The sequence below is a fragment of the Nevskia sp. genome (genome assembly GCF_021732705.1).
Lineage (GTDB): Bacteria > Pseudomonadota > Gammaproteobacteria > Nevskiales > Nevskiaceae > Nevskia.
This window is the reverse complement of sequence record NZ_JAKFUM010000009.1, coordinates 12,134-32,375: the sequence shown is the minus strand read 5'-3', so window position 1 is coordinate 32,375 and position 20,242 is coordinate 12,134. Positions and strand designations below refer to the sequence as shown.

17 protein-coding genes are annotated in these 20,242 nt (G+C 66.0%); 8 read left to right on the top strand and 9 right to left on the bottom strand.

Going from position 1 to position 20,242, the window contains the following annotated elements:
- The first annotated feature begins 46 nt into the window (after positions 1-46).
- Positions 47-601 carry a DUF427 domain-containing protein gene (locus tag QZ951_RS10895; protein WP_293000610.1) on the top strand — a complete coding sequence of 185 codons (555 nt, stop codon included), beginning with the start codon at positions 47-49 and terminating at the stop codon, positions 599-601.
- Positions 602-638: 37 nt separating this feature from the next.
- Here QZ951_RS10895 and QZ951_RS10890 read toward each other — a convergent pair whose 3' ends face one another.
- Positions 639-1,451, bottom strand: a complete 813-nt coding sequence (locus QZ951_RS10890; protein ID WP_293000609.1) for a TIGR00266 family protein — start codon at positions 1,449-1,451, stop codon at positions 639-641.
- 94 nt (positions 1,452-1,545) lie between these two features.
- The gene (locus tag QZ951_RS10885; protein WP_293000608.1) at positions 1,546-2,172 is read right to left on the bottom strand and encodes a TetR/AcrR family transcriptional regulator; all 627 of its coding nucleotides are present in this window, start codon (positions 2,170-2,172) and stop codon (positions 1,546-1,548) included.
- A gap of 154 nt (positions 2,173-2,326) precedes the next feature.
- Between QZ951_RS10885 and QZ951_RS10880 the strand changes: the two genes are divergently transcribed.
- The 5 genes from QZ951_RS10880 (at position 2,327) to QZ951_RS10860 (ending at position 6,137) form a co-directional block, all read left to right on the top strand.
- Entirely contained in the window at positions 2,327-3,526 is a 1,200-nt protein-coding gene (locus QZ951_RS10880; protein ID WP_293000607.1) for an O-succinylhomoserine sulfhydrylase, read from the top strand.
- A 3-nt stretch (positions 3,527-3,529) separates the two neighbouring features.
- Entirely contained in the window at positions 3,530-4,153 is a 624-nt protein-coding gene (locus tag QZ951_RS10875) for a CoA pyrophosphatase (RefSeq protein ID WP_293000606.1), read from the top strand.
- The gene (locus tag QZ951_RS10870) at positions 4,150-4,530 is read left to right on the top strand and encodes a MazG nucleotide pyrophosphohydrolase domain-containing protein (protein ID WP_293000605.1); all 381 of its coding nucleotides are present in this window, start codon (positions 4,150-4,152) and stop codon (positions 4,528-4,530) included. The genes QZ951_RS10875 and QZ951_RS10870 overlap by 4 nt, the downstream gene beginning before the upstream one ends.
- 112 nt (positions 4,531-4,642) lie before the next feature.
- Complete coding sequence (locus QZ951_RS10865; protein WP_293000604.1) at positions 4,643-5,581, top strand: DegV family protein; 939 nt, start codon at positions 4,643-4,645, stop codon at positions 5,579-5,581.
- A gap of 10 nt (positions 5,582-5,591) precedes the next feature.
- Positions 5,592-6,137, top strand: coding sequence for a hypothetical protein (locus QZ951_RS10860; protein ID WP_293000603.1), 546 nt, complete (start codon positions 5,592-5,594; stop codon positions 6,135-6,137).
- 51 nt (positions 6,138-6,188) lie between these two features.
- On the opposite strand, the gene QZ951_RS10855 is transcribed toward QZ951_RS10860, so the two are convergent.
- From QZ951_RS10855 to QZ951_RS10825, 7 genes are all read right to left on the bottom strand, one after another.
- Positions 6,189-7,115, bottom strand: coding sequence for a M14 family metallocarboxypeptidase (locus QZ951_RS10855; protein ID WP_293000602.1), 927 nt, complete (start codon positions 7,113-7,115; stop codon positions 6,189-6,191).
- Positions 7,116-7,194: 79 nt separating this feature from the next.
- A complete protein-coding gene (locus QZ951_RS10850; RefSeq protein ID WP_293000601.1) occupies positions 7,195-9,486 on the bottom strand; it encodes an ATP-dependent DNA helicase in 2,292 nt (763 codons plus the stop codon).
- Positions 9,479-10,243 carry a hypothetical protein gene (locus tag QZ951_RS10845; RefSeq protein ID WP_293000600.1) on the bottom strand — a complete coding sequence of 255 codons (765 nt, stop codon included), beginning with the start codon at positions 10,241-10,243 and terminating at the stop codon, positions 9,479-9,481. The genes QZ951_RS10850 and QZ951_RS10845 overlap by 8 nt, the downstream gene beginning before the upstream one ends.
- Positions 10,244-10,354: 111 nt before the next feature.
- The gene (locus QZ951_RS10840) at positions 10,355-13,447 is read right to left on the bottom strand and encodes an efflux RND transporter permease subunit (protein ID WP_293000599.1); all 3,093 of its coding nucleotides are present in this window, start codon (positions 13,445-13,447) and stop codon (positions 10,355-10,357) included.
- Between the two features lie 40 nt (positions 13,448-13,487).
- Positions 13,488-14,768: an efflux RND transporter periplasmic adaptor subunit gene (locus QZ951_RS10835; RefSeq protein ID WP_293000598.1), complete on the bottom strand. Its 1,281-nt coding sequence runs from the start codon at positions 14,766-14,768 to the stop codon at positions 13,488-13,490.
- Between the two features lie 64 nt (positions 14,769-14,832).
- On the bottom strand, positions 14,833-16,362 hold the full coding sequence (locus QZ951_RS10830; protein ID WP_293000597.1) for an efflux transporter outer membrane subunit: 1,530 nt from the start codon (positions 16,360-16,362) through the stop codon (positions 14,833-14,835).
- On the bottom strand, positions 16,362-17,021 hold the full coding sequence (locus tag QZ951_RS10825) for a TetR/AcrR family transcriptional regulator (RefSeq protein WP_293000596.1): 660 nt from the start codon (positions 17,019-17,021) through the stop codon (positions 16,362-16,364). The genes QZ951_RS10830 and QZ951_RS10825 overlap by 1 nt, the downstream gene beginning before the upstream one ends.
- A 546-nt stretch (positions 17,022-17,567) precedes the next feature.
- On the opposite strand from QZ951_RS10825, the gene QZ951_RS10820 reads away from it, so the two are divergent.
- Both QZ951_RS10820 and QZ951_RS10815 read left to right on the top strand, forming a co-directional pair.
- On the top strand, positions 17,568-18,053 hold the full coding sequence (locus QZ951_RS10820) for a DUF4282 domain-containing protein (protein ID WP_293000595.1): 486 nt from the start codon (positions 17,568-17,570) through the stop codon (positions 18,051-18,053).
- Positions 18,043-20,232, top strand: a complete 2,190-nt coding sequence (locus QZ951_RS10815; protein ID WP_293000593.1) for a DUF1302 family protein — start codon at positions 18,043-18,045, stop codon at positions 20,230-20,232. The genes QZ951_RS10820 and QZ951_RS10815 overlap by 11 nt, the downstream gene beginning before the upstream one ends.
- Positions 20,233-20,242: the final 10 nt, after the last annotated feature.

Sequence of the window (20,242 nt, the reverse complement as noted above, 5' to 3'; positions counted from 1 at the left end):
CGGCTCGCTAAGCTGTCGTCACATCCTTGAAACCCGGAGCCGCCCGATGATCGACCGTCCCGACCCCCGCAACGACCCGAGCCTGATGTGGCGCTGGAATGGGCGCGAGCGCCCGCCATTCGCGGAGCCGACCGGCCCCGGTCAGGAATCGGTCTGGGATTACCCGCGGCCGCCGAAGATCGTCACGGACGGACGCGAAGTCGTGGTCACGGTCGACGGGGTCGAGATCGCCCGGACGCGCCGCGCCTTGCGCATCTGCGAAACCGCGAGCCCACCGACGTTCTACCTGCCGCCGGACGATGTCGATCGCACGCGGCTGGTGCCGGCGCGCGGCACCTCGCGCTGCGAATGGAAGGGACTGGCGAGCTACTGGACCATCGTCACCGACGCCGGTCGCCACGAGATGGCCGCGTGGTCCTACGAGCGGCCGCTGGACGATGCCAGCGAGATCAAGGGCCATCTCGCGTTCTACCCGAATCGGGTCGAGTGCTGGGTCGACGGCGAGCGGGTGACGCCGCAGCCAGGCCGTTTCTACGGCGGCTGGATCACGAAGGAACTGACCGGCCCGTTCAAGGGCGAACCGGGCACGGAAGGCTGGTAGCGCCAGCCGTTCCGTGCCGCGGTGAGCGGGTGGCGATCTACTCGTCGCTGCCGAGCAGGCCGCCGAGGATGCCGCCGCCGGCGACACCGCCGAGCAACGAGCCTTCATCGCGCGAACGGCCACCCATCGCCGGTGCCGCCATGACGATGCGGTTGGCCATGCGCGACAGCGGCAGCGACTGCAGCCAGACCTTGCCCGGGCCGCGGAGCACGGCATAGAACAGACCTTCGCCGGAGAACAGCGCCGACTTCAGCTTGCCGACGTACTGGATGTCGAAATCCACGCTCGGCTGCAAGGCCACGATGCAGCCGGTATCCACGCGCAGGATCTCGCCCGGCGCCAGTGTGCGTTCGTGCATCGTGCCGCCGGCATGCACGAAGGCCAGACCGTCGCCATCGAGCTTCTGCATGATGAAGCCCTCGCCGCCGAACAGGCCGACGCCGAGCCGCTTCTGGAAGGCGATGCCGATGGCCACGCCCTTGGCCGCGCACAGGAACGAATCCTTCTGGCAGATCAGCGTGCCGCCGACATCCGGCAGGTGCACCGGCAGGATCGTGCCCGGGTACGGCGCGGCGAAGGCGACCTTCTTCTTGCCTTGACCCTGGTTCGAAAACACGGTGGTGAACAGGCTTTCACCGGTCACCAGACGCTTGCCGGCACCGGCCAAGGCACCCCAGAAGCCCGATTTCTGCTGCGAGCCGTCGCCGAAGATCGTGTCCATGACGATGCCGTCTTCCATGAACATCATGGCGCCGGCTTCACCGATTGCCGCTTCGTTCGGGTCCAGCTCGATCTCGACGAACTGCATGTCCTCGCCGTACAGCTTGTAGTCGATCACGTCCATGGCCATCGGGGGTGTTCCTCGGTTGGAAATACGGGTTGAGGCGGCGAATGCTGCCGGAATATCACGTCAATGCGGCGTGTTGTTCAAGCCGACGATCCCCTCACAGCTGCGGCAGCAGTCCACCCTTGTCGTAGGCGCGGAACAGCGTGCGGGCCAGCACGCCGAGCGTGCCGCGCACTTCCTCGGGCGACTGGTAGCGCAGTGGCAGGATCACGGCTTCGACGATGGAGATGATGGCGCGCGACATGTCTTCAAGATCGCCGCCGAGGTCGAAACGGCCCATCTCGATGCCGCGTGCCAGCACGCTGCGGATGGCGACGATCGAGCGCGCCTCGAAGGCACGCTGTTCGGCGGCCAGTTCGGCGGTTTCCGGGCTGTCCGGCACCAGCCAGTAGCCGGCCACGCCGTTGCGCACCAGCGGGTCCTGCAAGAGCCGGGAAATGCCCTTGAACAGCGTCAGCACGCCGGCCACCGGGTCGATGCCCGGGTCGCGCATCGGGTCGAAGATGTAGGCGTCGAACAACGCATGCAGGCGCTTCAGGCAGGCCAGAAACAGCGCTTCCTTGCTCGGGTAGTGCCAGTACAGCGCGCCTTTCGACAGCTTCGCGGCGGTCGAGATATCGCCGATCGAGACACCGTCGTAGCCATAGCGCCCGAACAGGTCGAATGCTCGATCCTGAATCGCTTTCAGCGTGTCGAACTGTTCGTGGGCGGGTTTGCGAGCCATTCGGTGGGGCGATCAGGCGATCTGGTGGAAAAAACGATTATCCCGAAAGCGGGAATCCGCCGCACCTGCGCCAATCTTTCTGAGAACGGGGCTTGATCGGCGTTAAACTTGCGCTCTGGCCAGACCGCCAGCGCCCAGACGCACACAGACCGGCATGAACGATTTCAAGAAGTGGGGCTTTTCGACCCTTGGCGTCCGCGCTGCGGAGCCGCGGACCGGGGAGATGGAGCACTCGGCGGCGATGCATCTGACGTCGTCGTTCGTGTACACCAGCGCGGCCGAAGCTGCTGCGGTGTTCGCCGGCGAGAAACCGGGCAACGTCTACTCCCGCTTCACCAACCCGACCGTCCACGCCTTCGAGCAGCGGCTGGCGGCGATGGAAGGGGCCGATGCCTGCGTGGCCACGGCCAGCGGCATGTCGGCGATCCTCGCGATGTGCATGGCGCTGCTGAAGGCCGGTGACCACATCATCGCCTCGCGCACGCTGTTCGGCGCCACGATCAACCTGTTCAACAATGTCCTCGGCAAGTTCGGCGTCGACACCACGTTCGTCGATCCGAGCGATCTGAACGCCTGGGGCGCCGGTCTGCGACCGAACACGCGGCTGTTCTTCGTCGAGACACCGAACAACCCGCTGACCGAGATCGCCGACATCCGGGCGCTGGCCGACATCGCCCACGGTGCCGGCGCGCTGCTGTGCGTCGACAACTGCTTCCTGACGCCGGTGCTGCAGCAGCCGCTGAAGCTCGGCGCGGACCTCGTCGTTCATTCGGCCACGAAGTATCTCGACGGGCAGGGTCGCTGCGTCGGCGGTGCGGTCGTCGGGGATGCCCAGCGCGTCGGCAAGGACGTGTTCGGCTTCATGCGCACGGCCGGCCCGAGCATGAGTCCGTTCAATGCCTGGGTGTTCCTGAAAGGTCTCGAGACGCTGCCGCTGCGGATGCGCGCGCACTGTGAATCGGCGCTGGCGCTGGCGCAGTGGCTCGATGGGCAGCCGGGTGTCAAGCGCGTGTTCCATCCGGGGCTGCCGAGCCATCCGCAGCACGAACTGGCCAAGCGCCAGCATCTGGCCGTCGGGCCGGGCGGCGACACCGGCTTCGGCGGCATCGTCTCGTTCGAGGTCGAAGGCGGGCGCGAAGCGGCATGGAAGGTCATCGACTCGGTGCGGATGCTGTCGATCACCGCGAACCTCGGCGATACCCGAACCACGATCACGCATCCGGCGACGACGACGCACGGCCGCATCTCGGCCGAAGCGCGGCGTCTGGCCGGCATCACCGAGGGCCTGATCCGCATCGCGGTCGGTCTCGAGAACGTCGAAGACATCATCGCCGACCTGTCGAACGGCCTGTAAGCGGTGGAGGCCACGGCGCTCGAACGCCTGCGGGCGCTGCTGGCGGCCAGCAGCGAAGCGCACCGGCCGGTGGCGCGGATGGATCTGCCGATGAAGCTCGACCATCTGGTCAGCGCCGCGGCGGTCGCCCTGCTGAAGCCCGCCGCGGTGCTGGTGCCGATCATCCGCCGCGACCACGGTCACACCGTGCTGCTGACCAAGCGCGCCGAGCATCTGCGCCAGCACAAGGGCCAAATCAGCTTTCCCGGCGGCCGCCGCGACGACGGCGACCCGACCTACGCCCATGCCGCGCTGCGCGAGGCGCACGAGGAAGTCGGCCTGCCGCCCGCCGCGGTGCAGGTGCTCGGCTACCTCGACGACTATCCGACCTTCACCGGCTACCGGATCACGCCGGTCGTCGGGTATGTCGAGACCGCGTTCGAGCCATCGACCGATCCCGGCGAAGTGGCCGAAGCGTTCGAACTGCCGCTCAGCCATCTGACCGGCGACAACCGGTTCGAGCGCAAGGCGATGGAGCGCGGCGGCCTGAGCCTGCCGTTCCTGCAACTCGAATACGGCGGCCACACGATCTGGGGCGCGACCGCCGCGATCCTATGGGACTTGCGCCGGCAACTGGTGGGCCCATGAGCGACGCTGCCGACGATCCTTTTGCCGTTGCCCTGCAGATTCAGCGGAAATGCCGCGAACAGGGCTTCGACTGGAGCGATCCCGACGAATTGTGGGCCAAGCTGGACGAGGAGATTGCCGAATTGCGCGAGGCCGCCACGCCCGAACATCGGCATGAGGAACTGGGCGATGTGCTGTTCATGGTGGTCAACATCGCGCGCCATCTGAAGCTGGATCCGATGACCGCGCTGGCGGCCACCAACGCCAAGTTCCAGCGACGTTATCGCCATGTCGAGGCGGCACTCGATGCGCTGCCGCCGATCGGTGATCCGGAGCGTCTGGTGCAGATGGAAGCGCTGTGGCAGGCTGCGAAGGCAATCGAGAAGAAAACTTGCTGAATTGCGGGTTCCGCGTCGGTTTTGCCGATCCGGTTTCCCCGAATCAAGCGGAGGGGTCTGCCGCCCGCCTCGCGGCGCCTCCGGTGGCCTCGTCAATCAAGGGAGTTGAATCATGAGGATCGGTCTGGTCGTGGACTCGGCATGCGATCTGCCGACCGAGTACGTCCGCGACAACGGCATCGTCGTGCTGCCGATCACGATCCGGCTCGGCAATCAGGAGTTCGTCGACGCGCGCGATCCGGATGAAACGCAGCGCTTCTACCGCAAGCACCTCGCGAACACGGCCGAGGGCGAAACCGCGCCGTACTCGATCGAGCAGATCAAGCGGCTGTTTCTCGATCGCCTGGTGATCGACTACGACTTCGTGTTCTGCCTGACCCTGGCCAGCTCGCGCAGCCCGATTTTCGATCACGCCACGCGAGCGTCGTTCTCGATCCTTTCCGAATACAAGCCGATCCGGCAGGCCGCCGGCCACACCGGCCCGTTCGCGCTGCGCGTGGTCGATACCCAGAACCTGTTCGCCGCGCAGGGCGTGCTGGCGGCGGAAGTCGTGCGGATGACGCGCGAGGGGGCGAGCCCGAACCGGATTCGCGAGCGGGTGGAATCGCTGGTGCCGAATCTGTACGGCTACATGTTGCCGAGCAATCTCTATCACCTCAGGGCGCGTGCGGCGAAGAAGGGCGACAAGAGCGTGGGCTGGCTGCAATACGCGCTGGGCAGCGCGCTCGACATCAAGCCGCTGATCCGCGGGTTCCGCAACGAGACCGGACCCGTCGCCAAGCTGCGTCACTATGAAGACGCCGCCGCCACCTGCTTCGACTTCCTGATCCGCCGGATCAAGTTCGGCCTGATGACCAGAACGCTGTGCGTCAGCTACGCCGGCGACCTGACCCAGCTGTACAAGATGCCCGGCTATGTCGAACTGCAGAACGTCGCGACCCGCTCGGGCATCGAACTGCTGACCAGCGTCATGAGCATCACCGGCGCCATCAACGTCGGCGAGGGCGCGCTAGCGTTCGGCTACTGTGCGGCGCCGCACGAGTTTGGCTGAGGCCGGCCGCATGACCGCAGCGGACTTTGCCGACGTTGCGAACCCCACGGCAGACGAAATCCGGCGGTGGGCGCGTTCGAGGTCGCCTCAGCCGATGCAGGACTGGGGCCTGATCATCAGCATCTCAGACGCCCACGACCTGCTGTTGATCGAGTTGTCTACGACCGCTGTTGGGCCGAAAGCCCGATTCTTCCTCGGTATGCTGTATCTGATTGTTGGGGACGCGGTTCGCACGCAGTGGAAGACCCGCTCCAAGGACAGCATGCTGTCGCTGATCGGTTTGGGGGCGACGTCATCCCATCTTGCGGTCAAGCGCTGGGCGGAGCGCGCCCATGCGCTCGTTGAAAACCCCGGTGTTTTTCAGTACGACCTGTGGTGTGGCGGCGGCTACGCCCGGCATACATCATTGTGGCCGGCTCGCCTGCAGTGGCGTGAGGCAAGCATGACGTCCATGCCCGCGAAACGCGGCAACGATTCCACCGAGACCGCTGGTGGCTGGAGCGCACCCAGAGATCGCCGCCTGAGCCTGATCACGTTCAAGAGCGATTCGGGATGATCGACAGCAGGTGCAATGCACCGCCAATCCTGTGATGCATGTCGACAGCACTCATGTCGTCGGATTCGCCAGCACGTAGTCGATTGCCGCGACCACCGCGGCCACCTGCGCGGCGATGCACTGTTCCGGGTTCGCGCGCGGGCTGTCCGGGTAGACCTCGGTCGTGGTCTTGTACGGGGCGTCGGTGATGCCGGCGCACAGGCCGAGCTGGCTCAATGGGTAATGGATGACGCCGGGTGAGACGACGGGCGAGCCGATGATCTCGCCTTTGGCGTCGGCCGGTGCGATGTGGGTGACGGCCGCCACCGCCGTGATCACCGCTTGCTGGAACGCGGTATTCGGATGCTCGCTGTCGTCGACCAGATAGAAGCCGTCCGGAATCTCGCCGGGCTTGGAGAGCTTGCCGTCGCGGGCGGCGAGTGCCAGTCGGAACTCGGATTCGTCGGTGTCGGTGGTTTCGTGCAGATCGACATGCAGCGCCACACGCGTGCGGAACGGGGCGACCAGCCGTAGCAGCGCTGCGGCTTCCAGCGTCTTGCCGTCGCCGGAGAACGAGCGATTCGGGTCCAAGGCCAGCGGATTCCAGCGCTGGATGCGCTCGTAAGCCCAGGGGCTGACGCACGGGGCGACCAGCCAGTTGATCCGCCCGGTGTAGCGCGCTGCATGGCCTTCGACAAAGCGCAGCGCGCCGTGCACGCCGCTCGTTTCGTAGCCATGGACGCCGCCAGTGACCAGCACCGTCGGCAGGCTGTCCTGCCAGTCGTGACTCTTGATCGCGAACAGCGGGAAGGCATCCGGTTCGTAGTCGAGCCGACCGTATTCGATGACTTCGAAGGTGCCGCGCAGGCGCTCGATCACCGGCAGCACATCGACGTCATAACGGCGGTGGCGGATCTGGCTGGCGAGCCAGGCTGCGCGTTCAGCATCGCCCCACGGTGTGCCCGGGGTGCCGATCGGATAGAAGTCGGTTGCAGTCATCGCGGTACTCGTCGGAGATGGCGGAAAGGCGCTTACGGTAGCACCGGCTTCGCGCACCGAGCGCGCCGATGGCGCCGGCTCAGAGGCGCCACCACGCCGGCAGCAGGCTGCGAATCTGTGGCTGGAGGTACCGACGATCGACCAGCACGACCACGCCGCGATCCTCGGTGCTGCGAATCACCCGGCCCGCCGCCTGCACGACCTTGCGCAGGCCCGGATACAGATAGGTGTACGCGTAGCCGGCGCCGAACAGCTCGTCCATGCGGCGTGCCATTTCCTCATTGACCGGATTGACCTGCGGCAGCCCGAGCGTGACGACGAAGGCGCCGATCAGGCGCGAGCCGGGCAGGTCGATGCCTTCGGAAAAGACGCCGCCCAGCACCGCGAAGCCGATGCCCTGGCCGGATGCGGTGAAGCGATCGAGGAACTCGCTGCGGGCGCGTTCGTCCATGCGCCGCTCCTGTGCCCAGACCGGCAGCGGTGCGGCGCGCTGTCGCAGCCGGTCGAGCGTGCGTTCGAGGTAGTCGAAGCTGCTGAAGAACGCGAGGTAGTTGCCCGGCTGGCGCTGGAACTGTTCGGCGATCAGGTCGACGATCGGCTCGATCGAATCCTCGCGCTCGCGAAACCGGGTCGTGACGTGGCGGGCGATGCGGACATCGAGCTGCTCGGCCTTGAACGGCGATGGCACGTCGAGCCACGGTGTGGCTTCCGGCAGGCCGAGCAGGTCGCGGTAGAACTCGGGCGGATTCAGCGTGGCCGAGAAAATCGCCGCGCCGTGCGCAGCGGCGAAGCGTGGCGCCAGAAACGGCGCCGGCACGATGTTGCGGATGGTAAGCGTGGTGCTGCCGGGGCGTTCGCTGCCGGTCGACGGATCCATCTGCGAGTCGAGCATCGAATGCCGGCCGAAGGTTTCGCAGGCGCGGATGAAGCCGAGTGCGTCGAAGAAGAACTGCTGCAGATCGGCCGGGAAATCGTCGCCCTGCTCGGCCAGCAGGCGGCTCGCGTCGCCGATGAAATCCTGCAGCGCGTGCTGCAGCGAGTCCGGCACGGCATCGAGCACGTCGTAGTCCTCGGTCTGGACATTGGCGATGTCGCTGACCGCGTGCTGGATGCGCGCAAGCCCGCGCCGGAGCGATGGCGGCGCCTGCCGGCGCGCGCGGGCAATCGCTTCCGGATCGAGCGTGGCCGAATACATGTCACGCGCCCGGTCGACCAGGTTGTGGGCTTCGTCGACGAGCACCGCCACCTGCCACTCGTGCTGCGCGGCGAGCGCGTACAGCAGCGCCTGGCCATCGAAGTAGTAGTTGTAGTCGCCGACGACGACATCGGCCCAGCGCGCCATTTCCTGGCTCAGGTAATACGGACAGATCTCGTGTTGCGCGGCGACCGCACGAAGGCCGGGCTGATCGAGTTGGGCGGTGTCGACCGCCGCGGCCCGCGCCGCCGGCAGCCGGTCGTAGAAACCACGTGCCAGCGGGCAGGATTCGCCGTTGCAGCGCTTGTCCGGATGCACGCAGCTCTTGTCGCGCGAGGCCATTTCCAGCACGCGCAGCGGGCGTTCGGGTGCGACGCCCTGAATGCGGGCGAGTGCTTCGAGCGCGACCTGCCGGCCGGGGGTTTTCGCGGTCAGGTAGAACAGCTTGTCGATCGGCTGGCGCAGGCAGGCCTTCAGCGCCGGAAACAGCGTGCCCACGGTCTTGCCGATGCCGGTCGGCGCCTGCACCAGCAGCGCGGACTTCTGACTGACCGCGCGGAACACGGACTCCGCCAGCAGCCGCTGGCCAGCATTGAAATCGGCATGCGGGAAGCGGATCTGCGCCAGCGCCGCGTTGCGGGCCTCGCGATGCACGGCTTCGCGCTCCGCCCACACTCGATAGGTGACGGCGAGGGCGTCGAGAAACTGCTCCAGCGCGTCGGCCGTCGCGGTCTCGGTCAGTACCGTCTCGGTTTCGTCGTCGACGTTGAAGTAGATCAGCGCCAGCTCGAGCGACTCCAGACTGCGGCTGCGGCACAGCAGCGCGCCGTAGACCCGGGCCTGCGCCCAGTGCAGCTGCCGGTGATTGTCCGGAATCCGCGCGACATTGCCGCGATGGGTCTTGATCTCCTCCAGCCGCCGCAGCTCGGGATCGAAGCCATCGGCGCGGCCGCGGATGGTCAGGCCCTGCGCGATGCCGCTGAGCGGTACTTCGCGCAGGTAATGCCCGGACCGGCGACCCTGCACCACGCTGTGGCCGACCATGCCCTGCTGCGCCGTCGGTGCCGGCGTGAAGCGCCGATCGAGATCGCCGCGCTTGGCGCCGAACTCGCACAGGGCACGGACCGAGACGGTGATCTCGCGCAGGGTCGGGGCCGGCAGCTCGCCGTCAGCCATGGGTATCGCGGTCGGCACAGGCGTTCTGCAGCGGCAACTGCAGCGGTTCGCCGATCTTCGCGTCGCTGCAGCTGGCCAACAGCTGCAGCCAGTGGATCGGCCGCAGATCGACGTCGCGCATCGGGGCTGGCCGCTGCTCGATCAGCCGGCCGCTGGCCGCCAGCAGCACGCCGCAGCTGTCCGGAATCGCCGACAGATCGGCGTCCGTCGCCAGCCCTTCCGGCAGCACGTAGTACAGCCGCTTCGACAGGAATTCGTAGCCGAGGCGCTTGGCATCGTTGCGCAGGTCGGATTTCAGATCGGCGCGCGAGACCTTGATCTCGTAGACGCAGGGCACGATGCGGCGCTCGTCGAGCGTCTGCGGCAGCGCGAAGACATCCGGCCGCACGCTGATCCACTTGTCCTGCGGCTTGACCTTGAAACTGCGGCCGGTGAACGTCAGCCAGCCCTGCGCCTGCAGATGATCGACGACACGGGCGACGAGCGCTTCATGCCGCGCCAGCGACGCCCGGTTGCGCGCCAGCAGCCCGGCGAGCGCGTGCAGGCCGGCGGTCGTGACGTGCACGGTCTCGTGGCCACCGGGTCCGGTTCTCAGTTCAGCAAGGCCGGCGACCAGCAGATCGAGCTCCAGGTTGTCCCGCATCGGCCAGCCGGCCGAGCGGTAGTAGCCGCGCAGCCGTTTCAGGTGCGCGAGGCCGATCGAGGCCGCAACGGAGGCGGCGGAGACAGGTTCGGCGCTGACGATTTCGCAGGTCACGGCGCATCGTACGCGAGCGCACGCGTCGACAAAGCCACGAAAAAGCCCCCGTCATCGCGCGGATGACGGGGGCTCGCTGTCACGCGGGATTCGCCGATCGGAAGGCCGGAATCAGGCCTGCTGCGGCTTCATCGGCGCAGCCTCGCTTCCCACCGCAGCATCCTTCTGCTTGTGCGCGCTGGCCAGCCACAGATACATCGCCGGCACCACGAACAGCGTGAAGATCGTGCCGATGGTGATGCCGGTCGCGATCACCAGACCCATGTGATTGCGGCCGACGGCCCCGGCACCGCTGGCGATCACCAGCGGCATGACGCCGAGCACCATCGCGGCGGTGGTCATCAGGATCGGACGCAGGCGGGTCTCGGCGGCGATCTCGATCGCTTCGCGCTTCGACTTGCCGAGCGCCAACTGCTCGTTCGCGAACTGCACGATCAGGATGCCGTGCTTGGCGATCAGCCCGACCAGGGTCACGAGCCCGACCTGCGTGTAGACGTTCAGGGTGGCGAAGTCGAGGAACAGGAAGACCATCGCCCCGAAGATCGCCATCGGCACCGACATCATCACGACAAGCGGGTCGCGGAAACTCTCGAACTGCGCTGCCAGGGTGAGAAAGATGATGATCAGCGCGAACACCATCGTGGTCAGGAAGCCGCCGGACTCGCGCACGAACTGACGCGAGACGCCGCCGTAGTCGATCGTGTAACCCTGCGGCAGCGTAGTCTTCGCGATGTCGCGGAGGATCTGCAGCGCCTCGCCCTGGGTGCCGCCGAACACGGCGCCGATCGTGGCCGAATTCAACTGCTGGAAGTGCGGAATCGACTGCGGCACGGTTTCCGACTTCAGGCTGATCACGGTCGAGGCGGGCACCACCGTGCCGTTCGCGGCCCGGATGTAGTAGTTGTCCAGCTGCGAGGCGTTCAGACGGTCGTTGGTCTGGATCTGCGGAATGACCTTGTACGAGCGCCCCTCGATCGAGAAGTAGTTGACATAGCCGCCACCGAGCAGCGAGCCGAGCGACGAACCGACATCGCGCATGGTCAGCCCGAGGCTGGCGACCTTGTCGCGATCGACCTTGACCGTGGTCTGCGGCTTGTCGATCTTGAGCCCATTGTCGAGCACGTAGAACTTGCCGGTGGCCTGCGCCTTGGCAATCACGGCGGTCGCGACTTCGTAAAGCTTGTCGAACGATTCGGTTGTTCCGATCACGAATTGGATCGGGAGCCCGTTGCCGCCGCCGGGCAGCGGCGGCGGGTTGACCCAGTAGACGCTGGCGCCGGCGATGCTGTTGCTCTTGTTCTGAAGTTCCACCGACAGCACGCCGGTGGTGCGCGTGCGTTCCTCGTACGGCTTGGCGACGAAGCCGCCGATGCCGGAGTTGATCGTGCCGGCGCCTTCGATCTGGAACGAGCTGTCGTACTCCGGGAATTCCTTCATCACACCGTAGATCTGGTCGGTGTACGTGGCCATCTGCTGGTACGTGGCATTCGGCGGACCGCTGACGATGTGGATCAGGAAGCCCTGATCTTCGGCGGGTGCCAGTTCGCTTTTCGCGATTACGCCCGCCTGCGGCATCATCATCATCACGGCGATCAGCGCCATGATCACGAAGCCGAACACGACCACGGCGGACCAGCCATTCAGCAGGCTGCCGAGCAGACGACGGTAGGCGGCCGAGAAGCGCTCGAAGTTGTGGTCGATCATCGCCACGAACTTGTTCGAGCCGTGGTCGTCGCGCAGGAACACCGCGCACATCATCGGTGACAAGGTAAGCGCGACCACGGCCGACACGGCGACGGCACCGGCCAGCGTGAATGCGAATTCCGAGAACAGCACGCCAGTCAGGCCGCCCTGGAAGCCGATCGGCACATAGACCGCGATCAGCACCACGGAGATCGCGATGATCGGTCCGGCCAGTTCGCGGGCACCGACCAGTGCCGCTTCGAGCGGCTTCTTGCCCATCTTCATGTGGCGATCGACATTCTCGACCACGATGATCGCGTCATCGACCACCAGACCGATCGCCAGCACCAGCGCCAGCAGGGTCAGCAGGTTGATCGAGTAGCCGAGCAGCAGCATCACGAAGAACGCGCCGATCAGGCTCAGCGGCATCGCGATGATCGGGATGATCACCGAGCGGAAGCTGCCGAGGAACAGGAAGATCACGACCGTGACGATCAGCAGCGCCTCGACCAGCGTCTTTTCCACTTCGCTGATCGAGGAATTGATGTACTCGGTGGAGTCGTAGACGATCTCGCCGTGCAGGCCTTCCGGCAGCTGCGACACCAGTTCCGGGAACGCGGCGCGCACGTTCTTGACCACGGTCAGCACGTTGGCGTCCGGCGCCACCTGGATGCCGATGAAGACCGACTGCTTGCCGTCGAAGCGGGTGCCGGAGTCGTAGCTTTCGGCACCGAGCGTGACGTTGGCGACATCCTTCAGCCGCACCAGCGACGTGCCCTTCTGCTTGATCACGAGTTCCTTGAACTCTTCGACCGAGTGCAGATCGGTGCCGGCGGTCAGATCGACGCTGACCATCTGGCCCTTGGTCGTGCCGAGCGCCGACAGGTAGTTGTTGTTGGCGAGCGCGGTGTAGACATCGGTCGCGGTCAGATCGACGGCGGCGAGCTTCTGCGGGTCCAGCCACGCGCGCAGCGCGAACTGACGGCCGCCGATCAGTTCCGCCTGCTTGACGCCGGCGATGGTCTGCAGCTTCGGCTGCACCACGCGCACCATGTAGTCGGTGACCTTGTTCGACGGAATCGTCGTCGAATTGAAGCCCATGTACATCGCCGCGATCGCTTCGCCGATCTGCACGGTCAGCGTCGGCTGTTGCGCTTCCGCCGGCAGCTGGTTCAGCACCGACTGCACCTTGGTGTTGATTTCGCTGAGGGCGCGGTTCGAGTCGTAGTTCAGCTGCAGCGTCGCGGTGACCGTCGACACGCCCGAGGAACTGGACGAGGTCAGATAGTCGATGCCCTGCGCCTGCGCCACGGCGGCCTCGATCGGCGTGGTGATGAAGCCGGCGATCACGTCCGGATTTGCGCCGTAGTAGACCGTGGTCACGGTGACGGTCGCGTTCTCGGTCTTCGGATACTGGCGCACCGGCAGCCCGAACATCGAGCGCAGGCCGAGCACCAGGATCATCAGGCTGACGACGGTCGCCAGCACCGGCTTCTTGATGAACAGATCGGTGAATTTCATGAGGAGGTCATCGTCCCTGGATCAACGGCGTCGGCGCGGCTCATTCGTCGACCAGCTTCGGATCCGGCGCGTTGGCCGGCACCACCTCGTTGTGGATTTCGACCCGGGCGCCGGTCTTGAGCTTCAGCTGGCCGCTGGTGACCACGACATCGCCTTCCTTCAGGCCCGACAGGATCGCGACCTGATCGCCGCGGGTCGGCCCGACCTTGACGAACACCTGCCGCGCGACCAGCGGCGGTGGCTCGGCCGGCTTGCCGGTGGCGATTTCGGCTGACGACGCTGCGGCGGCCTTCGCTTCAGGTTCCGGCTTGCCCTCGGCCGCTTGCTTGGCCTTGATCTTTTCGTCGATCGCGGCCAGCGCCTGCGTGCGCTGCACATCGGGCGGCGTGTTCGGGTCCGGCGCCTTCTCGCTGCCGCGCGGCACCACGACGAACACCGTCTCGCCATACGGATTGAAGGTGACGGCGGTCTGCGGCAGCGTCAGATACCGGGCCGGGGCGCCGGCGATGACGTTGACGGTCGCGAACATGCCGGGCAGCAGCCGCTTCTGCGGGTTGCGCAGGGTGGCCAGCACCTGGATGTTGCGGGTGTCGGTATCCACCAGCGGGTTGATCGCGGCGATTTCGCCGGTGAATTCGGCATCCGGAAAGCTGTCGCTCTTCGCGCGCACCTTCTGGCCGACCTTGAGCTGGGTCAGCGCCTGCTGCGGCAACGTGAAGTCGACGTGGATCGGGTCGAGCTGCTGCAAGGTCACGATCGGATCGCCCGGATTCAGGTACTGGCCGCGATTGACGGTGGTGATGCCGAGGCGGCCATCGAACGGCGCGCGGATCGACTTCTTGGCGACCAGTGCGGCCTGCTCGGCATAGGCGGCCTTGGCGCTGGCGAGGGCCGATTCGGTGCTGTCGAGCTGCGCCTGGCTGATCGCATCCGCCTCGCGCTGGTTCCGGTCGCGCTTGAGATTGATCTCGGCCAGATTCAGCGCGACCTTCAGCGCGTCGAGCTTGGCGATGTCGGTATCGGCATTGAGCTGCACAAGGCGCTCGCCGGCCTTGACCTCGCGACCCGAGTCGAAGGCGACGGTCTGCACCAGGCCGGCGACTTCCGTCGTCAGGTTGACGCCGCGGATCGCGCGTAGCGAGCCGGCGGCGGTCAGTTCCGGCTGCCAGTCCGCGTACGACGCGGTCAGCGTCGACACCGCGACCTGCGGTTCCGGTGCCGAGGCGAAGCCGGCGATGACCTTTTGGATCTGCCACGCCTTGACGCCCCCGATGATCAGCAGGATGACGATGACGATGCCGAAGAGCTTGAGCCAGCGCATGTGATTCTCCAAAAGTGCGCGATCCGTGCGGCGGTGCGCTGCGAAACGATTCGTGAGATGAGGATTACGGCGCGGCGGCGGCGCTGACGGGATTCGACGGATCGAGCGGCGAATCGGCCGCCGGATCACGCGTGGTCCAGCCTCCGCCCAGAGCCTGAAACAGCGCGGCGGTATCGGTCAGCCGGCTGCTGATCGCGACGATGTAGCCGGCGCGCGCGATCGTGTACTGGTTCTGGGCGGTCAGCACGTCGAGATAGCTGCCGGCACCGAGCCGGTACTGGCTTTCGATCAGCCGCAGGCTTTGCTCGGACGTCGACATCGCCGCGAACTGCGCCTGCTGGTACTCGGCATCGGTTTCCAGTGCGCGCAGCGAATCGGCGACGTTGCGGAACGCGTTCAGCACCGTGTCGCGATAGTCGGCGGCGGTCTGGTCGTAGGTGGCGATCGCGGCGCGGCGCTTGGCGGTGAGCTCGCCCGCATGCAGCAGCGGCTGGGTCACCGAGCTGGCGATCGAGAAGATGTTGCCCTTGAACAGGTCATCCAGCACCGACGACTGCGTGCCGATGCTGCCGGTCAGCACGATCTGCGGCAGCAGGTTGGCGGTGGCCACGCCGATGTTCGCGGACGCCTGATGCATCGTCGCTTCGGCGGCGCGGATGTCCGGCCGCTGGCGCACCAGCTCGGACGGCAGCGACAGCGGCAGCGTCTGCGGCAGCTTCAGCTCGTACAGGTCGACCTCGATCGGCGGCTGTTCGCTCGGCAGCTTGCCGAGGTAGACCGCGAGCTGGTTCTGGGCTTGGGTCAGGCCCAGCTTGTAGCCCGGCAGCTTGCTGCGCTCGGTGGCCAGCGCCGATTCCAGCGCCAGCAATTCGCTGCGGGCGATGGCGCCGCTTTCGAAGCGGGCGCGGGTGACCTTGAGCAGCGACTCCTGCGTTGCGATCACCTGTTCCTGGCCGAGCAGCAGCAGGCGCTGCTCCGCCGCCCGCACCGCCGTCGTGATGACGTTGGCGATCAGCGTCTGGTAGGTCGCTTCGAGCTGGTAGCGCTGGTATTCGGTCGCGGCGCGCTGGGCTTCGATGCCGCGCCGGGTACCGCCCCAGATGTCGAGACCGTAATTGACCCGGACCGAGGCGTTGTAGAGGTTGTAGATCGCCGCGCCGCCACCCGGATTGCCGAAGCTGCCGGTATCGATCTTCTGGCGCGACGCATCGAACGTCGCATCGAACGACGGAAACAGCGTGGCGCGCTGCACGCGGAAGGTTTCCTGCGCCACGCGCAGCGCGGCCTGCGCCGACGTGACGGTCGGGCTGGCCGCCAAGGCCTGCTCGACCAGCGCATCGAGCTTCGGCGACCCGAACAGCGTCCACCAGCGATCCGGCAACGGTCGGCCGGCGAGAAACGCCTGCGCCTCGCCATTCGGCGCGGCACTGCTCGCGGTCCGCTCGGGCAGCGGCAGGGCCGTGAAGCGCGCATCGTCGGGTGCGGCGGGCGGCGCGAAATCCGGACCGAGCGCGCAACCGGCGGTCAGCACGGCCAGCGCGACACCGGTTGCCTGCAGGCTGCGACGGCGCAGCGATTGAAAACGGGAACTCATCACGTCGGCTTCCTTGATGACGATGGCGATGCTGCCTCGGCGGTTCCGGAGGCGTCTGGCGCCGCCAGCAGGCCCTGGAGCATCGTGTTGACGATCTTTTCGGCGAAATCGGCCGGACTGTTGCAGCCGCCCATGCCCGGCATGTGCGGCAGGATGTTGCGGTTCTGGAAGAACATCATGGTGCTGGCGCCGAGCATCCAGGCGGTGATGCCGGAATCGAGATCGGCGCGGAACTCGCCCCGGTCGATTCCTTCCTGAAACAGCGCGATCACCGCGAAACAATTGCGCTGGAAGACCTGTTCGGCCAGCTGCCGACCCTTGCCGCTGCCGGCGTTCAGCACTTCGCGGAACACGAGCTGCGTGCGCGATTCGTGCTCGAACATGTCGGCGAACTCGAACGCGACGAGGCGGCGCAGCTTTTCGGTGCTGGTCAACGGCAGCTGCAGCAGGCTCTCGGCGAATTCCGCGTGGCCCTTGCAGGCTTCGCGCATCACGTCGAGATACAGCGCTTCCTTCGATTCGAAGTGATGGAAGATGTTGGCCTTGCAGACACCCGCCATCGACGCGATTTCCGCCAGCGACACGGAATCGAAGCCGGTACGGGAAAACAGGGTCGTGGCAGCGTCGAGAATCGAGCGCGCGCCGGCGGGAAGGGTCATCGAGACGGACGCGGTCGGATGTGCAGCGGAAAGCACGGGATCGGTTTGGTCAACAATTGCTGACTGACCGGACGGTAAGTGCAGAGTAACAGCCCGACGAATCGGCTGGCAAGGGTCGCAGCAATCGGTTGCAAGCGGATGTCGGCTAGTGGCGTCGGACGCACGGCGAGGCGGACGGCGCAGCGCCTCGTGATCGTGGTCCGCGCTAAAAATACAATCCAAACAGGATGTTGTGGTTTTTTCCTCAACACCGTCGAGGCGGGCGGCACGGCATGCGGTCCGGTCGCGACGAACGACTTTCCGAGCGATTGCACATCAGGACACTGTCATTGCCGAATGTAACAGTCGTGTGTAGGCTTCGATGACGATCGGATCAGCGGCTTCATGGCGATGTCGCGTGGCGATCGGTATTGCCGTCATCATCGGCAGCGGCCCGCGCGGGAGCGCGGGAGCATCCAAGCAGACGGCGGGCGCGCATGGCGACCGGCCGCACAACAACAGAAGCGGCAGCAGCCGTCGAGACAGGACACGAGCGGGGGACTCGTCATGAAGGTGGAAGCGCAGGGCTCGAACGAAGCCGTGTCCAGCTGGCAGGCGGTGCGGGCCGAGTTGGTCGATGTCCTCGTCGGCCTCACCGACGTGCAACTGCGCACCATCGTCACCACCCGCATGGCACCGGCCATCTACGTGCTGTGCGTTGCCGGCGTGGCGGCGATCAATCTCTATCTGGCCGCGCTGGTGTTCGGGTACTCGCTGGCGCTGGGGCTCGTCTGGACGCTGTTGATCATGCCGGTGCTGTTCGTGTCGGGCGTCGTCGTGGTGCGGGTGGCGCTGGAAGTGATCCTGTCGATCTTCCGGATCGTCGTGCACATGGAGACGCTGATGGACCACGTCAGCACCTTGAAAGGACAGACCGAGACCATCGTCGATCGCACGGAAATCATCGAACTGCCGCGCATCCAGTTCTGGAAGCCGCGGCGCAGGCGCGGCGATGCCGATACCGCCCGAGACGGAGCTCGCCATGCGAATTGAACGGATGCTGCGAGGTCTGCCATTGCTCGCCGCGCTGCCGCTGCTGGCATCGGCTGCGGAGTGGGAACACGAGTGGAACAACCGGGTTTCGATCGGCACCGCGGTGCGCATCGAGAATCGCGATCCGTTTCTCGTCGGCAAGTCGAATCTCGATCCGAGCCTGTGCGCGCAGGACGAGTGCCTGTCGGTCAGCCCGGACAACCGCGAGCCGAACGATCGCTATCTGGCCGCGCCGGGTGCGCGCAATTCGGTCTACGACGACGGCAACCTGAACTACGACAAGGGCGATTTCATCGCCTCGCCGGTCAAGTGGAACTCGCGCTTCCAGCTGCACCGCAACAACTTCAAGTTCGAAGTCGGCACGCTGGCGTTCTACGACTACATCAACGCCACGCTGAAGGAGAACCATCCGAACCAGATCGTGACGCCGGGTGGACCGGGCGTGCCGGTGCGCAGCAAGCGCGACATCAAGACGATCCAGCAGATCGGCTACGACGTGCAGCTGCTCGACGCTTTCGTGCAGGACACGTTCGACGTCGAAGGCCAGCCGATCGATGTCAGCATCGGCCGGCAGCGGTTGGTTTGGGGTGAAGCGACATTCGCCACGCAAGGCAGCCTGAACTTCCTGAACCCGCCAGACGTGAACAACCTGGCGCGGCCGGGCGGCACGCTGGAAGAGGTCTACCGCCCGGTGGGACTCGCGATCGCCAAGGGGCCGATCAACGACAGCCTGAGCTTCGAGGCGTTCTACCAGTTCGAATGGCGGCCGGTCGGCATTCCGGCACGCGGCTCGTATCTGTCGTTCTTCAACGCCAGCAATCATGTCACCGGCAATGAAGGCATCATCGCGCCGTTCGCGAAGGCGCCGTACGACCCGCTGCAGATCGGCACGCCGGCGAACGACATCCTGGCGCTGGTCAGTGAAACCAGCTTCACCCTGCGCCGCGCGCCGAACCAGACGCCGAGCAATCAGGGCCAGTACGGAGCGGCGTTCTACTGGCATCCGGAACTGCTCGGCGGCTCCGAGCTCGGTTTCTACTACTCGAACTACCACTCGCGCATTCCGAGCGCGAGCGCCTATGCGTCCGATGCCAGCTGCGCGCGGCGCGAGGGCAATCCGTCCGGCATCGATGCCACCTCGCTGGTGTCGTTCATCAGCGCCTGCGGCGTGCCGGGCACGCATCAGCGCGAGGCGGTGCCGCTCGATACCGCGCGTTATTTTCTCGACTATCCCGAGAACATCCATCTGTTCGGCGCCAGCTTCTCGACCCTGCTGTCCGGCATCGCCGTGCGCGGCGAGTTCGCGTTTCGGCCGAACCAGCCGGTACAGGTCGACATCGAGGACGTGCTGTTCGCCGCGCTGCAGCCGGCGCTGCCGCGGCAGGACATCCCGCTGTTCACGGCCGGCAACTCGCTGCCGGATCTGATCGCCGCGCTGCAGGACCCGACCAACGCGCTGGCGATCATCGGGGCTTCCAGCGGCAACCTGCAGGGTGCGATCGGCACCCTGCAGGCGCTGCTCGGCGCCAACAACGTGCTCGGCACGACCGTGCCCGGCTCGCGCACGGCGATTCCTGACTTCATCACTGCCTACCGCGGCGGCACGCCGGGCGAGGTCGTGCCCGGTTCGTACATCCGCGGCTACGAACGGCTCGCCGTGCAGCAGGCGTCGCTCGGCCTGACCAAGGTGTTCGGCAACACGCATTTCCTGGGCACCAAGGACGCAGCACTGCTGTTCGAGGCGACCAACATCTGGGTGATCGACCTGCCGTCGAAGTCGCGCCTGCAGTTCGAAGGGCCGGGCACCGATACCCACGGCGGGCCGGGTGCGTTCGATACCAACAACGCGCTGCGGATCAATCCGATCCGCAATGTCGGCGGCTATGTCACGCCGTTCTCGCTCGGCTACCGGCTCGGCGCGCTGCTGCACTACGCCGATGTCGGCATTCCGGGGCTGGATGTCACGCCATTCCTGGTCTTCACCCACGACGTCACCGGCGTCTCGCCGGGTCTGGCCGAAAACTTCATCGAAGGCCGCAAGCTCGGCGTTGCCGATTTCCGCTTCAACTACGGCGACTTCGACGTCAATCTGGTCGGCGCCTTCTTCTTCGGCGGCGGCAAGCGCAACACGCTGGGCGATCGCGATTTCGTCTCCGCCAGCATCGCCTACAAGTTCTAGGAAAGGTCAC